The following is an 18818-nucleotide window of genomic DNA, read 5'->3' as shown; positions in this document are numbered from 1 at the left end:
CGTTCGGCACTTCTCCCCAGGGGGAGAAGGGGAAAAAGGCGACCATCCTGCGAGGGCTTCTTGCCTGTTTCGCACTGTTGTCGGCATTTCTGTCCGTCCCGGCTATGGCCAACGAGGTCATCACCAATTTCCATTCGGACATCACCCTCAACAAGGACGCAACGATGCTCGTGCGCGAGAACATCGACGTCATTGCCGAGGGCGATCAGATCCGTCGCGGCATATTTCGCGATTTTCCGCTGACATTCCTGGATGATCGGGGCCGCGAGGTTAAAGTCGATTTCGATCTGATTTCGGTCACCCGCGACGGTCACGACGAGCCGTTTCATATGGAATCGATCAGCGGCGGCATCCGCATCTATGCCGGCGATCCGAATGTCTTTCTGGATTTCGGTGCGCATTCCTACGTCTTCACCTACGAGACCAGCCGCCAGGTCCGCTATTTCGACGATCACGACGAACTCTACTGGAACGTGACCGGCAATGGCTGGATCTTCCCGATCCAGCGGGCGAGCGCCACCGTCACCCTGCTGGAAGGCGCCAAGGTGGAGGACACCGTCGCCTTCACCGGCGCCTATGGCGAGACGGGCAGGGATGCCCGCGCCTCCGTCTCCGGCAATGTGGTGGAGTTCACGACGACCCGACCGCTTGGAGCGGAAGAGGGGCTGACCATCGGCGTCAAGCTTCCCAAGGGCGTGGTCGCCGCGCCTTCGCAGGAGGAGCAGACCTGGTGGTTCCTCAAGGACAACCGCAATTACATCTTCGCCTTCGGCGGCCTCATCCTCGTCCTCGGCTTCTATTTCAAATCCTGGGCCAAGGTCGGCAAGGATCCGGAGCGCGGCGTCATCGTGCCGCGCTGGGACGCGCCTGAGGGCATCTCGCCCGCGCTCGTCAACTACATCGACAACAAGGGGTTCTCCGGCGCCGGCTGGCAGGCCTTTTCCGCGGCCGCCATCAATCTCGCCGTCAAGGGCTACATCATACTCGATGACCTGAAGAGCTCGATCATCATCCGCCGCACGGCAAAGCCGGTGGACGAGGTGCTTCCGGCGGGCGAGAAGGTGCTCTTGATGGGGCTGAGCCGCGAAGGGCAGGAATTCCTGATCAACAAGGCGAACGGTCCGGCCGTCCAGAGCCGCGGCTCGAGCTTCCGCTCGGCGATCGAGAAGGAGCATCGCGGCCGCTACTACAAGTTCAACACCGGCTACATCGCCGCCGGCGTCATCCTTTCCGTCCTGTCGATCGTCATCCTCGTCGTCTTCGGCACCTTCGATAGCGATACGCTCGGCGCCTTGTTCGGCCTCGGCATCGCCTCCACCGTCCTCGGCGTCTTTGCCACCGTTATCGGCCGCAACCTGATCAACGCCCGGTCGCTGGTCCAGAAGGTGGCCTCGGTCATTTCGCTCGCCTTCATCGGCATGTTCGGCCTCACCATGCTGACCGGCATCCTGAGCACGTTTTCCACGTCGTTCGCAGAGATGCATGAACTGCCGGTGTTCTTCGCGATCGGCGGCATCGTCGTCGCCAATGTCGTGTTCTTCTTCCTGATGGGCGCGCCGACCCCGCTCGGAACGAAGATGATGGACGGCATCGACGGGTTGAAGATGTATCTGACGCTCGCCGAAAAGGACCGGCTGAACATGCAGGGCGCGCCCAAAATGTCGCCGCAACATTTCGAAAAGCTGCTGCCCTATGCCGTGGCGCTCGGCGTGGAAAAGCCCTGGACGCGGACCTTCGACGCCTGGCTTGCCGCCGCCGTTGCCGCCGGCACCGCATCGGCCGCCTATCACCCCGCCTGGTATTCCGGCGGCAGCTTCGACGGCGGCCGGTTCGGCGACAGTTTCAGCCGCTTCCCCTCCGCCATGGCCTCGACGGTCGCCTCCACCATTCCCGCGCCGAAATCCTCCTCGTCGTCCTCGGGCTTTTCGTCCGGCGGCGGCTTCTCCGGCGGCGGCGGTGGTGGTGGTGGCGGCGGTGGCTGGTAAGGGCCGATGAGCCGACAGGCAGACAGGCTCCTGGCCGTCGTCTTTGCGATGCTCATCGTCGCGCTGCTCTTCGTGTTCTTCACCCATCAGCCGTTCTTCGACTGGGCCTTCGAACGCCATCGCAATACCGCCTCCTGGGCCGCCCGCCCGCTGCTTGTGCTGCCACTCTGCTATTTTGCCTGGCGTCGGTCCCTTGCCGGTATCATGGCCTCGGTGCTGGCAATCCTCAGTTCGATGTTCTGGTTTCCGCCGCCGGCCGAACCCAACGCCGAGGTGACGGAATTCCTGGCGATGGAACGGAGCCTGCTTTCTCAGGGCTGGACGGTGCAGACGGCATTCGGCGCCGTTGCCGTCATCACCTATTGCGTCGCGCTTGCCGCCGCCTTCTGGAAGCGTTCATGGCTTCTCGGCCTGATCGTTGCCGCCGCCGGTGCGCTTTTGAAAATGCTCTGGAGCGTCCTGTTCTCGCCGGAAGCAGGCCACGCGGTCTTTCCCTTCGCGCTCGGCGGTCTTGCGGTCCTCATTGTCATCGTGCTGGCCATCCGCCGCTTCGCCTCCCAACGTCGCTGACACCCCTCGAACCCGAGAAATCTCCGGCTTTTCTGGTGACAAGCCCGCGTCTCCTTGCTAAGTCCCGCGCACCTGCTTTTTCCGACAATCATGAAGTCTCATACCCATGCCCGATCTTCTGCTTGAACTCCGCTCCGAGGAAATCCCAGCCCGCATGCAGCGCAAGGCGGCTGGCGACCTGAAGAAACTCGTCACCGACGCACTGGTCGAGGCGGGCCTGACCTATGAGGGCGCACGCGAATACTGGACGCCGCGCCGCCTGACGCTCGATATCCGCGGCCTCAACGCCCGTTCCGCCGACAGCCGCGAAGAGCGCAAGGGCCCGCGCACCGACGCGCCGGAAAAGGCGATCGAAGGCTTCCTGCGCGGCGCCGGACTTTCCTCCGTCAGCGAGGCGCAGGTCGTCAGCGATCCGAAGAAAGGCGAATTCTATGTTGCCGTGATCTCAAAGCCCGGCCGGCCGGCGGAAGAGATCATCGCCGACGTCATGCCGGGCATCATCCGCAATTTCCCCTGGCCGAAGCCGATGCGCTGGGGCGCGGCCTCGGCCAAGCCCGGCTCACTGCAATGGGTGCGCCCGCTGCAGTCGATCGTCTGCCTGTTCGGACCGGAGCACGAGGAAACGCAGGTCATCCCGTTCGAGATCGACGGTCTCGTCGCCGGCAACATCACCTATGGCCACCGCTTCCATGCGCCCGAGCCGATCACCGTGCGCCGCTTCGATGATTACGTTGCCAGCCTTGCCGCCGCCAAGGTCGTGCTCGACGCCGAGCGCCGCAAGGAGATGATCGCCCAGGACGCCCGCAATCTCGCCTTCGCCAACGGTCTCGACCTGGTCGAGGACGAGGGCCTGCTTGAGGAAGTGTCCGGCCTTGTCGAATATCCCAACGTCCTGCTCGGCACGTTCGAGGAAGAGTACCTCACGATCCCCGACGAGATCATCCGCCTGACGATCAAGACCAACCAGAAATGCTTCGTCTGCCGCAAGCAGGGTGGCGAACGGCTCTCCAACCACTTCATCCTCGTCTCCAACATCGAGGCGAAGGACGGCGGCAAGGAAATCATGCACGGCAACGGCAAGGTCGTGCGCGCCCGCCTTTCCGACGCGCTGCACTTCTGGAAGCGGGACCAATCGGACCTGCCGGACCTCGGCGAACTGACTGCCTCGGCCGAAAAATTCGGCCTCGACCTGAAGAAGCCGCTCGACCAGCGCATGGCCAAGCTCGACCACCTGAACGTCACCTTCCACGCCAAGCTCGGCACGCAGGGCGACCGCGTCGCCCGTATCCGTGCGCTTGCTGCCGAACTGGCCAAGGCGACAGGCGCGGATAAGTTACTCGTCGACCGCGCCGTGGTGCTGGCGAAGGCCGACCTGCGCACCGAAGCCGTCGGCGAGTTCCCGGAACTGCAGGGCATCATGGGCCGAAAATACGCCCTCCTGCAGGGCGAGGACGATGCTGTCGCCATCGCCATCGAAGACCATTACAAGCCGCAGGGCCCAACGGACACCGCACCATCGAACGCGGTTGCAACCACTGTCGCACTAGCCGATAAACTTGACACATTGCTGGGCTTTTGGGCGATTAACGAAAAGCCAACTGGCTCAAAGGATCCCTACGCGCTTAGGCGGTCGGCCTTAGGCGCGATTCGAATTCTCCTAGCTCTAAAGAGTCGGTTGCCTTTATTGAAAGTTTTGGCGAACCACTACGGTTGGGTTGTCTTCGTGGGTGGGCTATTTTCGGTAGATAAGAAAAATTCCGCAGGCCAATCTGGCTTTGCTATGATTTCTTTGCCGACTCTTGGGCAAGTGCGCGCTATTTCTGGAAGTAACTCTCAGCTGGATTATTCAAGTAAATTGAATATTGAGTTTTCGCAGGCACAAACCAGAGTTGGTGCTTTGTATAGCTATCTCGCTGAAGGATATAAGTTACGACTTTCTGGTGACAACACAGTCATCGATCCGGATGCTACCATCCAAGATCTCCTCGCCTTCTTCCATGACCGCCTGAAGGTCTATCTCCGCGATCTCGGCGCCCGCTACGACATCATCGATGCCGTGCTGACGCCGGAATCCGACGATCTGCTGATGGTCGCCCGCAAGGCAGAAGCTTTGACGGCCTTCATTACCTCCGAGGATGGCATCAACCTGCTCGCCGGCACCAAGCGCGCCACGCAGCTTCTCGCCGCCGAGGAGAAGAAGGGCACGAAGGTCGCCGCCTCCGTCGATGACGTGCTGTTCACCGAAGAGGCCGAAAAGGCGCTGTTCTCGGCGATCAGCGTCGCCGCGCTGGAAGCCTCCGAGGCCGTCAAGCGCGAGGATTTCCGCGAGGCGATGGAAGCCCTGTCGAAACTCCGTGCGCCCGTCGACCGCTTCTTCGACGAGGTTCTGGTCAACGACGAGGACGAGGCGATCCGCGCCAACCGACTCGCGCTCCTGAAGCTCATCCGCGAAGCCACCGGCACCGTCGCGGATTTCTCGAAGATCAGCGGCTGATCGACTTCCCGGGTTGGCATGGAGGGCGGAGTTCTTAGGGCTCCGTCATCCCGGACTTGATCCGGGATCCAGCGACCCGGCGTCTGCCGGGTCTTGAGACTCCTTTCGGCCCAAGGACTTGGGCCGTCTGGATGCCCGATCAAGTCCGGCATGACGTCTGTTGGCAAGCACCCAAAGCGCACATAAGAAAAGCGCCCCCGTCTTCTCTCGGGAGCGCTTTTTTGTCGCCCAGGGACTGGCGACGGCCCGTCAACTCGTTGAAGTTGGTGGGGGCAGGGATCGGGTCACTTCATGCGAAGCTGGAAGTCGTCCGGGTTGATTTCCTTCACCGGCTGTTCAGCCGGGCCCGAAAGGTCGGCGATGCTGGCGGCGACCGGTTCTCCGGGAGCGATCTTCGGCGCGCCGACGGCGGTGGTCATCATCTCGTCGACACCGTCCTTGCCGGCTTCGGCCAGCGCCCGACCGTCGATCGGGGCGTTGCCAAGCGCAGCCATGATGTCCGGCGTCGGCGTGGAGACGAGCTCGACGGGCGAACCGCCCATCATCGCCTCGGTGCGCACCAGCTTCTTCTCGCCGTTGATTTCGCGGATCTCCAGCTTCTGCGCCGCGCCCTGAAGCACCGGCACCTTGTAGAGCATGTTGATCTGCGGATCGGCAGCCTGGCAGGTCGTGCAGGTGATTGCCTCGACGCTGCGGCTTTCCGCCAATGGCTTGGTCTTGATGTCCACGATGGAAGACGCCTGCGCCTGGAAGGCGAGGGCGGTCATGGCGGCGGTCAAAACGAAGTAACGCATAGGATCATCTCCCGTCATTCTTTAAGGGGAGAGTAGCGCGCGAATATTTCCATCCCGTCAGGGGATTAGGTAAAATTTGAATGAATCGCATCGTTTTCGTGCGATTTGTCCGGCTCAGCAATATTTTGAGGCCCTGTTCAAGGCCCCGTGGTACCATCTTTGGTCACTGTGGACTGTCCGGTTTGTATGATCGTCGTATCGCGCAGCTCTTTCCAAAGGAGATAATAGAAAGGGTTTCCTGTTCTTTCAAACCAGTCTGGGCCGGACGCATTGGAGATCATCGCTGTTCCCATCGATGCGAAAATTGAGAAGAAGATGAAAAGCCCAGCGAGGAAATTGGCGGCGAAAGCGGCTCCAAAGATCACCGCAAGGGGGCCTCCGCGGGCATGAAAATAGATGTCGGAGATATAGCCGAGAAGGCACAGACCGACAAATGTCAGAAGGAGAAACGGAACGGCAAGAAGGGTCTGCTTCTTTGTCAGCAATACGGGCTCTCCCGGCGGTAGCAATGCTCAGCCTGCAGCCCAACATTATCCATCGGACATGTGGACGGCAACCATAAATAGGACTTTATAAGCAATATTCGCGAGGGTTGCGTAAGCTGCCGACGCTGATCAGCCCTGTTCGCGGGCGATCGCGCGCCAGCCGATGTCGCGGCGGCAGAAGCCGTTGTCCCATTCCACCCGGTCGACCAGCGCGTAGGCTTTCGCCTGTGCTTCGGCGACGGTCTTGCCGGTCGCGGTCACGTTCAGCACGCGCCCGCCGGTTGCGACCAGCCGGCCGTCCTTGAGGGCTGTTCCGGCATGAAACACCTTGCCGTCGCTGCCGGCCGCGGGAAGCGAGGCGATCGGCGTGCCCTTGTCGTAGGAGCCGGGATAGCCCTTTGAGGCCATGACGACGGTCAGCGCCACGTCGTCGCTCCAGTCGGCCGTCACCTGGTCGAGCGTGCCGTTCGAGCAGGCGTAGAGGAGCGGCAGCAGATCGCTCTTCAGCCGCATCAGCAGCACCTGGCATTCCGGATCGCCGAAGCGGACATTGTATTCGATGAGCTCCGGACCCTTGTCGGTGATCATCAGTCCGGCAAAGAAGATGCCGGAGAAGGGATAGCCGCTTTCAGCCATGCCCTTGATCGTCGGTTCGATGATCTCCTTCATCGTGCGCGACACCATCTCGTCGGTCATCACCGGGGCTGGCGAATAGGCGCCCATGCCGCCGGTGTTCGGGCCGGTGTCGCCGTCGCCGACGCGCTTGTGGTCCTGCGCGGTGGCGAGCGCCAGCGCCGTCTTGCCGTCCGACAGGCAGAAGAAGCTCGCTTCCTCGCCATCGAGAAACGCCTCGACCACGACTTCCGCGCCGGCGTCCCCGAAGGCACCCTCGAAGCAATCGTCGATGGCGGCCAGCGCCTCGTCGACCGTCATCGCCACCGTCACGCCCTTGCCGGCGGCAAGCCCGTCGGCCTTGATGACGATTGGTGCGCCCTCTGCCCGGACATAGGCCTTGGCCTTCGGAGCATTGTTGAAGCGCTGATAGGCGCCGGTCGGAATATTGTAGCGCGCGCAGATGTCCTTGGTGAAACCCTTGGAGCCCTCGAGCTGCGCCGCGCCGGCCGACGGACCGAAGACGGCGATGCCGGCGTCGCGAAGTGCATCGGCGATGCCGGCGACGAGCGGGGCTTCCGGCCCGACGACGACGAAGTCGATCGCCTTGTCCTTGCAGAAGGCGACGACGGCGGCATGATCGTCGATGTTGATATCGGCGAGCGTCGCATGTTCGGCGATGCCGGGATTGCCCGGTGCAGCATAGAACTCTTCCATCAGCGGCGACTGCGCCAGTTTCCAGGCCAGCGCATGCTCGCGTCCGCCGGATCCGATCAGAAGAACTTTCATCGCCTGCTCCCGAAGTGTTTGTAAACGTGCCCCGCGCGTAGCGACCGAGGCCGGAAAGGTCAAGCAGAAAGCCGGTGTCGAGGCGTTGCATTTGCCGATAGCAGCGCCCAGATTAAATGTGCTACATTAATTGCCATGGAGATAGTCTTCGACGAGAACAAGCGCAAAGCGAACGTGGAAAAGCACGGGTTCGACTTCGCCGATCTCGATCTGGACTTCTTCGGTTCGGCAATCACCTTCCCGGTGGAAAAGGGTCGGTTCATGGCGGTTGGACTATTCCGTTCGACAGCGATCGCCGTCGTCTTTTCTGTGCTTGGCAGAGAGGCGATTTCGATTGTTTCCATGCGTCGCGCAAGCCGGAAGGAAAGGAGAGTACTATGACAGGCAAGCTGAAACCGCTTCGACCACTTTCGGACGACGAAGAGGCCGAAATTCAAAGAGCAATTGCGCTGGACCCTGATGCGCGCGAGGCTACGGACGAACAGCTAGCAAAGGCCCGTCCCTTCTCGGAAGTCTTCCCGGATCTCCACGAGAGCATTCAGCGCTCGCGCGGCAGGCCGCCGGTCGACAATCCCCGCAAGCATGTCTCGCTGCGGCTGGATGCGGATGTGCTCGATCACTTCAAGGCCACCGGCAAGGGCTGGCAGACGCGCATCAACGAGGCCCTGCGCAAGGCGGCGGGCCTGTAGGCGCATTTCTGTGGAATGCGGGACGCCTTTCTGTTGCCACGGTTTGAAGTCTCGTTATGGTCGCGCCTCTGATTTGCAGAAACCGGGAAGACCATGACAGCAGACAACAGGAAACTCGCCATCCTCATCGCCGCCGAGATCAGCGCCCGCCCCGAGCAGGTGACGGCGGCGGTCGACCTTCTGGATGGTGGCGCGACCGTGCCTTTCATCGCCCGGTACCGCAAGGAAGTGACCGGCGGTCTCGATGACGGCCAGCTGCGCACGCTGTCCGAACGCCTCGTCTACCTGCGCGAACTGGAGGGCCGCCGGAAGACGATCCTCGACAGCATTTCCTCGCAGGGCAAGCTGACCGATGAACTTGCCGGCAAGATCGCCAATGTGACCACCAAGGCAGAACTTGAAGACATCTATCTTCCCTATAAGCCGAAGCGGCGCACCCGCGCCGAAATCGCCCGCGAGCGCGGCCTCGGTCCGCTGGCCGATGCGATCCTTGCGGACCGCATGGCCGATCCGGCGAAGCTTGCTGAAGGCTACATCACCGCCGATGTGACGGACGTGAAGACGGCGCTCGACGGTGCGCGCGACATCGTCGCCGAAGGCATTTCCGAAAATGCCGACCTTCTCGGCAAGCTGCGCAACTACATGAAGGACAAGGCCATGCTCCGCGCCCGGGTGGTCGACGGCAAGCAGGAAGCGGGCATGAAGTTCTCGGATTACTTCGATCATTCCGAGCGCTGGGCGACCGCGCCCGGCCACCGCGCGCTGGCCATGCTGCGCGGCTGGAACGAGGAGTTCCTGACGCTGACCATCGACGTCGATGCCGACGATCCGGCGCCGATCAAGCCCGCCCAGCGGATGATCGCCGCCGAATATGAAATCCGCGGCGAGGGCGCCGGCAATCAGTGGCTGATGGAAGTGGCCGGCTGGACATGGCGCGTGAAGCTCTCCATGTCGCTGTCGCTCGACCTCATGCGCGAACTGCGCGAGCGGGCGGAAGAGGAGGCGATCCACGTCTTCGCCCGCAATCTGAAGGATCTGCTTCTCGCCGCTCCCGCCGGTTCCAAGACGACGATGGGTCTCGATCCGGGCATCCGCACCGGCGTCAAGGTCGCAATCGTCGACGGCACCGGCAAGCTGCTCGACACGACCACCGTCTATCCGTTTCCGCCGAAGAACGATGTGCGCGGCACGCAGGCCGAACTCGCCTCGCTCATCCGCAAGCACAAGGTCGAGCTGATCGCCATCGGCAATGGCACCGGCAGCCGCGAGACCGAGAAGCTGGTGGCCGACATGCTCGCTGCCCTGCCTGCGCCGAAGCCGACCAAGGTCATCGTGTCGGAGGCCGGCGCGTCGGTCTATTCCGCGTCGCAAACCGCTGCCACCGAATTCCCCGGCCTCGACGTGTCGCTGCGCGGCGCCGTCTCGATCGCCCGCCGCCTGCAAGATCCGCTTGCCGAACTCGTGAAGATCGAGCCGAAGTCGATCGGCGTCGGCCAGTACCAACACGATGTCGACCAGATGAAGCTTGGCCGCTCGCTCGATGCGGTGGTCGAAGACGCGGTGAATGCCGTCGGCGTCGATCTCAATACCGCATCCGTGCCGCTGCTCGCCCGCGTGTCCGGCCTCGGTCCGTCGATTGCGGAAGCGATCGTCCTGCACCGCGACACCAACGGTGCCTTCGCCAGCCGCCGCCAGCTTCTCGATGTCGCCCGCCTTGGCCAGCGCACCTTCGAGCAGTGCGCCGGCTTCCTGCGCATCCCGGACGGCAAGGAGCCGCTCGACGCTTCCGCCGTACACCCGGAAGCCTATGGCGTCGCCAAGAAGATCGTCGCCGCCTGCGGCCGCGACCTGCGCACGCTGATGGGCGACAGCGCGGCGCTGAAGGCGGTTGACCCACGCAAGTTCGTCGACGAGACCTTCGGCCTGCCGACGGTCAAGGACATCATCGCCGAACTGGAGAAGCCCGGGCGCGACCCGCGCCCGGAGTTCAAGACGGCTACCTTCGCCGACGGCATCGACGAGATCACCGACTTGAAGCCCGGCATGCTGCTGGAAGGTACGGTGACCAATGTCGCCGCCTTCGGCGCTTTCGTCGATATCGGCGTCCATCAGGACGGGCTCGTGCACGTGTCGCAACTCGCCGATCGCTTCGTCAAGGATCCGCACGAGGTGGTAAAGGCCGGTGATGTGGTCAAGGTCCGTGTCGTCGAGGTCGACGTCAAGCGCAAGCGCATCGGCCTGACCATGCGCAAGGACGATGGCGGCGTTGCCGCCGAGCGCTCGGCCCGGCCGCAACCGAATACAGCCCGGCCGGCGGCCCGCGACACCCGCAAGCCGCAGCCCGCCCAGCAGGGTAGCCTTGGCGCCGCCCTAGCCGAGGCCATGAAGCGCAAGTAACGGAAAAATCAGACGAATTTCATGTCTGGCGACGGCTGCATCCACGCTGGGTGATGCAGCCGTGCAACATCTGTGCTTTTCAGGTCAAAACGGGCAAAATCTGCCGCTTGCTTCTCCCGGCAAACGCGCTAGCTTTTCGTCATGCCAATTTTTTAGGCAGGGTTATTTGAGCGTGCGAGGGCGGCAATGGCATTGGATTTTAATGCTTTAGTCCGGCAGATCATACGTGTCGGCACTTTAAGAGTTCAGCATTCAGACGGATCAACTGAAATTTTCGGCGACGGTTCGGGAGCGCCGGTAGCAATCCGGTTTACGGACGACAAGGCGGCAGGGGAAATTGCCGCCGATCCCCCCTTGAAGCTCGGCGAAGTCTACATGGACGGCCGAATGGTCTTCGACGAAGGCGACATCTATTCCTTCCTCGCGCTGGTCAAGAGCAACACGGTCAACGAGGTCTTCAGCCCGCTGATGATGGCGCGGCTGTTCTGGCGCATGGGCCTGTCGCAGGCGCTGGCGCGCCTCCCGGTCAATCACAACCGGCAGAACGTGTCGCATCACTACGACCTGTCGGCGAAGCTCTTCGATCTCTTTCTCGACCCGGACTGGCAGTATTCCTGCGCCTATTTCGAGCCGGCCGACATCAGCCTTGAAGAGGCGCAACTGGCCAAGAAGCGCCACATCGCCGCCAAGCTCCTGATGGAGCAGGGCCAGAAGGTGCTGGAAATCGGGTCCGGCTGGGGCGGCATGGCCATGTATCTGGCCGAGGCCTACAACGCCGACGTCACCGGCATCACGCTGTCGCACGAACAGCTCGATGTCTCCCGCCGTCGCGCGGAGAAACGCAACCTTGCCGACCGCGTCCGGTTCGAGCTTCAGGATTACCGCTATTACAAGGACAAGACCTTCGACCGCATCGTCTCGGTCGGCATGTTCGAGCATGTCGGTGTCGCCAATTATGCCGGCTTCTTCCGCAAGTGCGCCGAACTTTTGGACAAGGACGGCGTCATGGTCCTGCATTCGATCGGCCGGCCGAAGCCCTCCTATGCGACCAATCCCTTCATCGAAAAGTACATCTTCCCCGGTGGTTATATCCCGTCGGTCGGCGAGGTGGCTCCCCACGTCGAAAAGGCAGGTCTTCTCGTCAAGGACGTGGAGATACTCTCCATCCATTATGCCGAGACGCTGAAAGCCTGGCGCGAACGTTTCCTCGCCCGCAAGGAAGAAGCGGTGGCGCTCTACGATGAACGCTTCGTCCGCATGTGGGAATTCTATCTCGCCGGATCGGAAATCGCCTTCCGCTATGACGAACTCTTCGTCTTCCAGATGCAGATCGCCCGGCAACAATATGCGGTTCCCAACAACCGCACCTACATCGCCGAACGGGAAGCCGGCCTGAAGACCTTTGAAGCAAGCCGAGCGCCACTGGAGAAGGTGGAATTCTGATCTCGCGGCGGGGGCACTGCTTGACCGGGCAGCCGTCCGGGCGGTAGTCCTTCGGCATGAGTGAGATGCAACATACGCAGCGCGTCTCGGATGCGCCTTCCGACAATTTCGTCTACCGGCTGCTGCCGCCGGGGCTCTGGCCCTATGCGCAGCTCGCCCGCTGGGACCGGCCGATCGGCTGGCAGCTCCTGATGTGGCCATGTTTCTGGTCGGCGGCGCTCGCCGCCAATGCCAGGGCTGCGGTTCACACCTTTTCCGGCAGCCAGCTCGTCTGGCATCTGCTGCTGTTCTTCATCGGCGCGGTCGCCATGCGCGGCGCTGGCTGCACCTACAACGATCTCGTCGACCACAAGATCGACGCCAAGGTGGAGCGCACCCGCTCGCGGCCGCTGCCGTCCGGCCGCGTGACACGCATGCAGGCGAAGGCCTTTATCGTCCTTCAGGCGCTCGTTGGTCTTCTGGTGCTGCTGCAGTTCAACTGGTTCACGGTGGTCCTTGGCGTCTGCTCGCTTGTGGTCATCGCGATCTACCCCTTTGCCAAGCGCTTCACCGACTGGCCGCAATTCTTTCTCGGGCTTGCCTTTTCATGGGGCGCCCTGATGGGATGGGCCGCCGCCTTCGGGTCGCTGTCGGCCGCACCGCTGGTTCTCTATGCCGCGGCCATCTTCTGGACGATCGGCTACGACACCATCTATGCCCATCAGGACAAGGAGGATGACGCCCTGATCGGCGTGCGCTCCACCGCCCGCCTGTTTGGCGAAAACACGCGTATCTGGCTTGCCGGCCTCTACGGCGCGACGGTAGTCCTGATTGCTGCGGCATGCATTCTCGCCGGCGCCGGCTTCGTCGTCTATCTCGGCCTGATCGTCGGCGCCGGGCTTCTCGCCTGGCAGATCGCCGTCATCGACATCGACGACGGCGAGCAGTGCCTGAAGCTGTTCAAGTTCAACAACAAGGTCGGCGCCGTCATCTTCCTCGGCATGCTGATCGCCATTCCCACCGCGATCTAGAACCGCGACACGGAAAAGCCCGGCTCCGTTTCCGGAACCGGGCCTCACCTCCCGATGGGGCGCCCGATCAGGTGCGGGCGATGATTTCCTTGCCGTCGATCTTCATCGTCACGCCAAGCTTGCCGGTCTGGCGGCGGACGAGGAAGCGCGGACGACGGTTGGCGAAGTAGGAGTGGCGGCGGCGCTGGCGTGGCGGGCCGACCTGGAAGCCGGTCAAATGGTCGTCGAGAGGACGAGCGACGCCGTCGGCCTCGACCATCAGCATCGGGATGCCGTAGGCCTGCGCCCAGCCGCGCCAGTCGGCGGCGATGTCGCAGAGGTCGTGGGCAACCAGCAGCGGAACGCAGAGTTCCGGATCGGAATGGTGCAGTTCGAGGGTCACGGTGACGTGGCCGTCGCCGTGGTCGATGGCACGGGCCGCGACGCCGGTGAAGACGCGTGAGGGGAGTGCTATGGAGATCGGCAGGCCGCTGCCCGGCAGGACCTTGCGCAGCACCGCGCCGCGCTCGTCCAGACTGATGGTCACGGTGCTTGTCGAACCCGAGGGGGCGTAGGTTACCTGCTGGGGAAAGCGCATCGGATCGAGCCGAAGCGTGGTGCCTGCCCAGATTGGTTTGAGAACCGTTGTTGTCATCGTCATTACTACCCTGTTTTATCCTGAGAGCCGGTTTTCCAGTCTTCTCTTCGGGACTTTTGTCCCTTGTTGTGAGGGTAGAGTACGGATTTTCCTTTCCGGACCGCTTAAGAGGTTCGGTTAAAAAAGGCTTGAACTGTCAGATGGTTATCAAAACCCAACGGAGCAGGGTTGCGAAAAAATGAACGGCGCACGCCAAGGTGTGTCATTGCCGAATAGGCGTTCACAGCCTGAGGCAAGGCTGGGCAGGGATAATCGGTGAAGCTCCGTCTACGCCTCCTGCCGATCGCGAATTGATATGATCTCGACCTTCCTCAGCTACAATCTCGTCACGCGCGACATGAAGGCGAGTCTCAATCGGGTCGCCGCCGACACCAATGTCAGCCGGGATGCGAAGTACTACGAGGAGAACATCGGCAAGGTCACCTCCGTCAAGGAGTTCATGGATGACTACCGGCTCTATTCCTATGCCATGAAGGCCCATGGCCTGGAGGACATGACCTACGCCAAGGCCTTCATGCAGAAGGTGCTGGAAAGCGATCTCTCCGACGAGAACAGCTATGCGAACAAGCTGACCGACGATCGCTATCGCAATTTTGCCGCCGCCTTCAACTTCACGCCGGATACCGCTGACGTCCAGTCCGATGCCCAGGAAGAGGACACGATCGGCCTCTACAAGCAATCGCTGGCTGACGAGGCCACCTCGGTCGCCGACGAAACGGCTTACTACAAGGATACGATCACCCGTATCAGCTCGGTAGACGATCTCCTCGGCAACACACGGCTGAAGAATTACGTCCTCGACGCCTTCGACATTGAGAAGGATCATTATTCGAACGACTATCTGCGCTCGATCCTGACCAGCGATCTGAGCGACCCGGCGAGCGTCGCCAACCAGACCGGAAAATCCAATTTCAAGGCGATGGCTGCGGCCTTCTCCTTCGACGCCAGCGGCAACATGACCGGGTCCGCGGTGCAGACGGACGAGCAGCAGCACACGGTCATCCAGGCCTACACCTTCAACGTGCCGTCCTACACGATCCCGGCCGCCGCCGAGATGAACAAGGAATATTTCGAGGAGCAGATCAAGAACATCACCTCGGTCGATCAGCTGACCTCGGACAGCCGTCTCTTCAGCATCGTCAAGACGGCGCTCGGGCTCGACCAGTACACGCTGAAGTCAACGTTCTCCAACATCGTGACCAGCGACCTGTCCGATCCGAACAACTACGCCAAGACGTTTGGCGGGGCGCAATACGTCCAGATCGCCCAGATGTTCAATTTCCAGACGGATGGCACGGTTGCGAGCGGCGAATTCGCCATGACCGACGACAACATCAAGGCGATCACCAACAAGTACATGTCGACCTATGACGACCAGGACCAGGCGACGCTCTCCGACCTGACGGACTATTATTCGAGCAACATGAAGCGCGTCGAATCCGTCGATGAGCTGATCAGCAACAAGAAGATCCACGACATGGTGCTGAAGGCCTACGGTTTCGGCGAGGACGAGATCTCCGACAGCGAGCTTCGCAAGATCCTGACGAGCGACCTGTCCGATCCGGCGAGCTTTGCCAACAAGGCCAAGGACGACCGTTTCGTCAAACTCGCGCGGGATTTCAACTTCGACACCAAGGGCGACGCATCGGCACCGCTGCTCGCGCAATCGGAAGCGGCGATCACCAGCACGGCGAAGGATTACATCGTCGCCAAGACGAAGTTCGCCGATGCCAAGGAGAAGGACCAGATCAAGAAGGACGCCGAGGCCGAGTCGAAATACTACCAGGAGACCATCACCAAGACGACCAGCGTCTCGGAGCTTCTGTCCGACAGCCGCATGGTCAATTTCATCCTGGAGGCGAAGGGCATCGACCCGAAATCGGTGACCACCGAAGACCTGAAGAACATGTTTGCGTCCGATCTCGACGACCCGAAGAGTTTCGTCAATCAGCAGCCCGACGAACGCTTTGCCGAGCTCGTGGCCTCGTTCAATTTCGATCAGGACGGCCAGTTGACCCGCGATACGCTCGGTACGATCCAGCAGCGCGGCGCGGTCAAGGAGACGCAGGATCTCTATCTGCACCAGTCGCTGGAGCAGGAGCAGGGCGATGACGATCCCGGCGTGCGCCTGGCGCTCTACTTCGAACGCATGGCGCCGACGATCACATCGGCCTACGACATTCTCGGCGACAACGCGCTGCTGGAAGTGTTCCGCACCGCCTATAACCTGCCAGCCGAAATCAGCTCGATGGACATCGACAAGCAGGCGGCGCTTGTAAAGAAGACGATGAAGCTGGAGGACCTCGACGATCCGGAAAAGCTCCGCAAGTTCGTCCAGCGCTTCATCGCGATGTACGATCTGCAGAACGACGACGGCTCATCGAATGCCGCCGTATCCGTTCTTTCCGGCACCGGCGGCTCGATCAGCGCCGACACGCTTTTGACCCTCTCCCAGTTGAATACCGGCGGCTAGTCGATCTTCACGACCTTGCCGGGGTTCATGATGCCGGCGGGGTCGAAGGAGCGCTTGATGCGACGCATCAGGTCCATCTCGATCTCGGAGCGCACGGCCGCGAGCTTGTCGCGCTTCAGCTGGCCGATACCGTGTTCGGCGGAAATCGATCCGCCATACTTCAGCACGATGGCGTGCACGGCGTCGTTGACCTCGTCCCAGCGGGCAAGGAAGGCGTCGCGGTCGGCGCCGATCGGTTGGGAAATGTTGTAATGGATATTGCCGTCGCCGATGTGGCCGAAACCGCAGATGCGGGCGCCGGGGATCATCTCGAGCACCTTCGCGTCTGCTTCGTGCATGAAGGCCGGGATCGCCGAAACGGGCACCGAGACGTCGTGCTTGATCGAGCCGCCCTCCGGCTTCTGCGCCGGCGACAGGCTCTCGCGCATGTGCCACAGCGCCTGTCCCTGCGCGTCCGAGCTGGCGATCACCGCATCCTCGACCAGTCCGTCTTCAAAACCCTTTTCCAGCAAAGCCTCCATCATGCGGGCCGCCGCCTCGCTGGTGTCGGAGGTTGAAACGTCGATCAGCGCATACCATGCATGGCTTGATGCAAGCGGATTGCGCACGCCTGGAATGTGCCTGACGGCAAAGTCCACCGCAATGCTCGGCATCAGTTCGAAGCCGGTCAGCGCCGCACCGCAGACCTCGCCGGCGATCTCGAAGAGGCGGAGCGTGTCTTCGACGGAGTTCAGTCCGGCAAGCGCCACCTGGTGGCCGAGCGGGCGCGGGAACAGCTTGAGCACCGCGCCGGTGATGATGCCGAGCGTGCCTTCGGCGCCGATGAACAAGTCGCGCAGGTCGTAGCCGGTATTGTCCTTCTTCAGGCGGCGCAACCCGTTCCAGATTTCGCCGGTCGGCAGCACCACTTCGAGCCCGAGGCAGAGATTGCGCATGTTGCCATAGGCAAGCACGGCGGTGCCACCGGCATTGGTCGACAGGTTGCCGCCGATCTGGCAGCTGCCCTGCGAGCCGAGCGACAGCGGAAACAGGCGGTCGACCTTTGCCGCGGCCGTATGCAGGTCGTCGAGCACGACGCCCGCATCGGCGACGACGACATTGGCCACCGGATCGATGTCGCGGATGCGGTTCATGCGCTTCAAGGACAGGATGATCTCGCCGCCGTCGGTCGCCGGTACCTGGCCGCCGACATGGCCGGTATTGCCGCCCTGCGGCACGATCGGCGTGCCGGTCTCGGTCGCAAGCTTCAGGATCTCGGAGACCTCCTCGATCGAACCCGGCAGCAGCACCAGCGGCGACTTGCGGAAATACAGGCCGCGGTCTTCGGTGATGAACGGCTGGATGTCGGAAGCCTCGGTGATCGCATGGCGCTCGCCGACGATGGCGGCAAAGCGGCTCAAGATCGCGGGCGAAAGGGGCTCACTGGTCATCGTGTTTCTGTCCTGTGGTTTCGGGCGTGCGCGGCGCTGCGGCGCGCGCCAGCCGGTCGTTGATCGCTTCGCCGAGTCCGTGGCTTGGGATGGCGGTGACGGCAATCGTCTTCGCGCCGGTGGCGTCCGCATCCTTCATCATGCCGAACAGGCTGGCCGCCGCTTCGGCCAGATCGCCGGAGGGGCTGAGGTCGAAGATGCCGAGCGCATATTCGATGCCGGGCAGGCGCTTGCCGCCGAAGGTCAGCAGCGCTTCGCCCGGCAGCAGCATGTCGGCCATCAGCCGCATGGAGGCGCCCGGCGCATAATGGGATACCAGCATGCCCGGCGCTTCGATTTCGGCATTCGTGCCATCGTGGCGCACCACCTCGAGGCCTGTCGCCGCGGCGATCTCGTCGGCACTGATGCCGCCCGGACGCAGCAGCCGGATGACGTCTCCGTCCACCTTGACGATGGTCGATTCCAGCCCGACCTTTGCGGGGCCACCGTCGAGGATCAGGTCGATCCGCTCGCCGAGATCCTGGTCCACATGGGCGGCGGTCGTCGGGCTGATCTTGCCGGAGGTGTTGGCGGAGGGGGCCGCAAGGGGCCGGTCGAAGGCCTTGATCAGCGTGGCGGAAAAACCGCGTGGCACGCGCACGCCGACGGTCTCGAGCCCGGCGGTCGCGAGCGGGTGGATGCCGGAACCTTCCTTCAGCGGCAGGATGAGCGTCAGGGGACCAGGCCAGAACCTATCCGCCAGTTGCGCCGAAACGGGATCGAATGTCGCGTAGCGCTCAGCCATCGCCTTGTCGGCCATATGGCAGATCAACGGATTGAAGCGCGGACGCCCCTTCGTCTCGTAAATCGCCGTCACGGCCGCCGGATTGGTCGCATCCGCAGCCAGTCCGTAGACCGTCTCGGTCGGCATGGCGATCGGCTTGCCGGCTTCAAGCAGAGGCAACGCGGCGGCTATCGCCTCGTCGGGATTCTTGGTGATGTCGATAATGCGGGCCATGGCTCACCGGACT

Annotated in this window: 15 protein-coding genes; 9 read left to right on the top strand and 6 right to left on the bottom strand. The window is 62.3% G+C overall.

The window, feature by feature from the left end; all coding sequences use genetic code 11:
* Positions 1-104 precede the first annotated feature (104 nt).
* From NN662_RS14720 to glyS, 3 genes are all read left to right on the top strand, one after another.
* Complete coding sequence (locus NN662_RS14720; RefSeq protein ID WP_261931987.1) at positions 105-1985, top strand: DUF2207 domain-containing protein; 1881 nt, start codon at positions 105-107, stop codon at positions 1983-1985.
* 6 nt (positions 1986-1991) lie between these two features.
* Complete coding sequence (locus NN662_RS14715) at positions 1992-2555, top strand: hypothetical protein (RefSeq protein ID WP_261930981.1); 564 nt, start codon at positions 1992-1994, stop codon at positions 2553-2555.
* A gap of 106 nt (positions 2556-2661) precedes the next feature.
* Positions 2662-5049 (top strand): glycine--tRNA ligase subunit beta, encoded by a 2388-nt coding sequence (gene glyS, locus NN662_RS14710; protein WP_261930980.1) that lies wholly within the window; start codon positions 2662-2664, stop codon positions 5047-5049.
* A gap of 284 nt (positions 5050-5333) precedes the next feature.
* Here the strand turns inward: glyS and NN662_RS14705 are convergent, their stop codons facing one another.
* The 3 genes from NN662_RS14705 to purD form a co-directional block, all read right to left on the bottom strand.
* Positions 5334-5843 carry a plant virulence effector HPE1-like domain-containing protein gene (locus NN662_RS14705; protein ID WP_261930979.1) on the bottom strand — a complete coding sequence of 170 codons (510 nt, stop codon included), beginning with the start codon at positions 5841-5843 and terminating at the stop codon, positions 5334-5336.
* A 137-nt stretch (positions 5844-5980) separates the two neighbouring features.
* On the bottom strand, positions 5981-6328 hold the full coding sequence (locus NN662_RS14700; RefSeq protein ID WP_261930978.1) for a hypothetical protein: 348 nt from the start codon (positions 6326-6328) through the stop codon (positions 5981-5983).
* Between the two features lie 129 nt (positions 6329-6457).
* Positions 6458-7729, bottom strand: coding sequence for a phosphoribosylamine--glycine ligase (gene purD / locus NN662_RS14695; RefSeq protein WP_261930977.1), 1272 nt, complete (start codon positions 7727-7729; stop codon positions 6458-6460).
* A 135-nt stretch (positions 7730-7864) separates the two neighbouring features.
* Between purD and NN662_RS14690 the strand changes: the two genes are divergently transcribed.
* From NN662_RS14690 to ubiA, 5 genes are all read left to right on the top strand, one after another.
* Positions 7865-8110: a BrnT family toxin gene (locus NN662_RS14690; RefSeq protein ID WP_261930976.1), complete on the top strand. Its 246-nt coding sequence runs from the start codon at positions 7865-7867 to the stop codon at positions 8108-8110.
* Positions 8107-8418, top strand: coding sequence for a BrnA antitoxin family protein (locus NN662_RS14685; protein ID WP_261930975.1), 312 nt, complete (start codon positions 8107-8109; stop codon positions 8416-8418). Before NN662_RS14690 ends, NN662_RS14685 begins: the two co-directional genes overlap by 4 nt.
* A 93-nt stretch (positions 8419-8511) precedes the next feature.
* Positions 8512-10815 (top strand): Tex family protein, encoded by a 2304-nt coding sequence (locus NN662_RS14680; RefSeq protein WP_261930974.1) that lies wholly within the window; start codon positions 8512-8514, stop codon positions 10813-10815.
* Between the two features lie 186 nt (positions 10816-11001).
* Positions 11002-12258, top strand: a complete 1257-nt coding sequence (locus tag NN662_RS14675) for an SAM-dependent methyltransferase (RefSeq protein WP_261930973.1) — start codon at positions 11002-11004, stop codon at positions 12256-12258.
* A gap of 56 nt (positions 12259-12314) precedes the next feature.
* Positions 12315-13268 carry a 4-hydroxybenzoate octaprenyltransferase gene (gene ubiA, locus NN662_RS14670; RefSeq protein WP_410010939.1) on the top strand — a complete coding sequence of 318 codons (954 nt, stop codon included), beginning with the start codon at positions 12315-12317 and terminating at the stop codon, positions 13266-13268.
* Between the two features lie 67 nt (positions 13269-13335).
* On the opposite strand, the gene NN662_RS14665 is transcribed toward ubiA, so the two are convergent.
* The gene (locus NN662_RS14665; protein ID WP_261931985.1) at positions 13336-13902 is read right to left on the bottom strand and encodes a DUF6101 family protein; all 567 of its coding nucleotides are present in this window, start codon (positions 13900-13902) and stop codon (positions 13336-13338) included.
* A 298-nt stretch (positions 13903-14200) separates the two neighbouring features.
* Here NN662_RS14665 and NN662_RS14660 point away from each other — a divergent pair, with 298 nt between their 5' ends.
* Positions 14201-16378 (top strand): DUF1217 domain-containing protein, encoded by a 2178-nt coding sequence (locus tag NN662_RS14660; protein ID WP_261930972.1) that lies wholly within the window; start codon positions 14201-14203, stop codon positions 16376-16378.
* Here the strand turns inward: NN662_RS14660 and NN662_RS14655 are convergent.
* On the bottom strand, positions 16375-17808 hold the full coding sequence (locus tag NN662_RS14655) for an FAD-binding oxidoreductase (RefSeq protein WP_261930971.1): 1434 nt from the start codon (positions 17806-17808) through the stop codon (positions 16375-16377). The two genes, NN662_RS14660 and NN662_RS14655, sit on opposite strands and share 4 nt — an antisense overlap.
* Positions 17798-18805, bottom strand: coding sequence for an L-threonylcarbamoyladenylate synthase (locus NN662_RS14650; protein WP_261930970.1), 1008 nt, complete (start codon positions 18803-18805; stop codon positions 17798-17800). Before NN662_RS14650 ends, NN662_RS14655 begins: the two co-directional genes overlap by 11 nt.
* Positions 18806-18818: the final 13 nt, after the last annotated feature.

Origin of the sequence: Rhizobium sp. NRK18 (assembly GCF_024385575.1) — a bacterium.
Taxonomy (GTDB): Bacteria; Pseudomonadota; Alphaproteobacteria; order Rhizobiales; family Rhizobiaceae; genus JANFMV01.
Note: the sequence above shows the minus strand (reverse complement) of the source record. Positions and strands in the feature narration are given on the sequence as shown.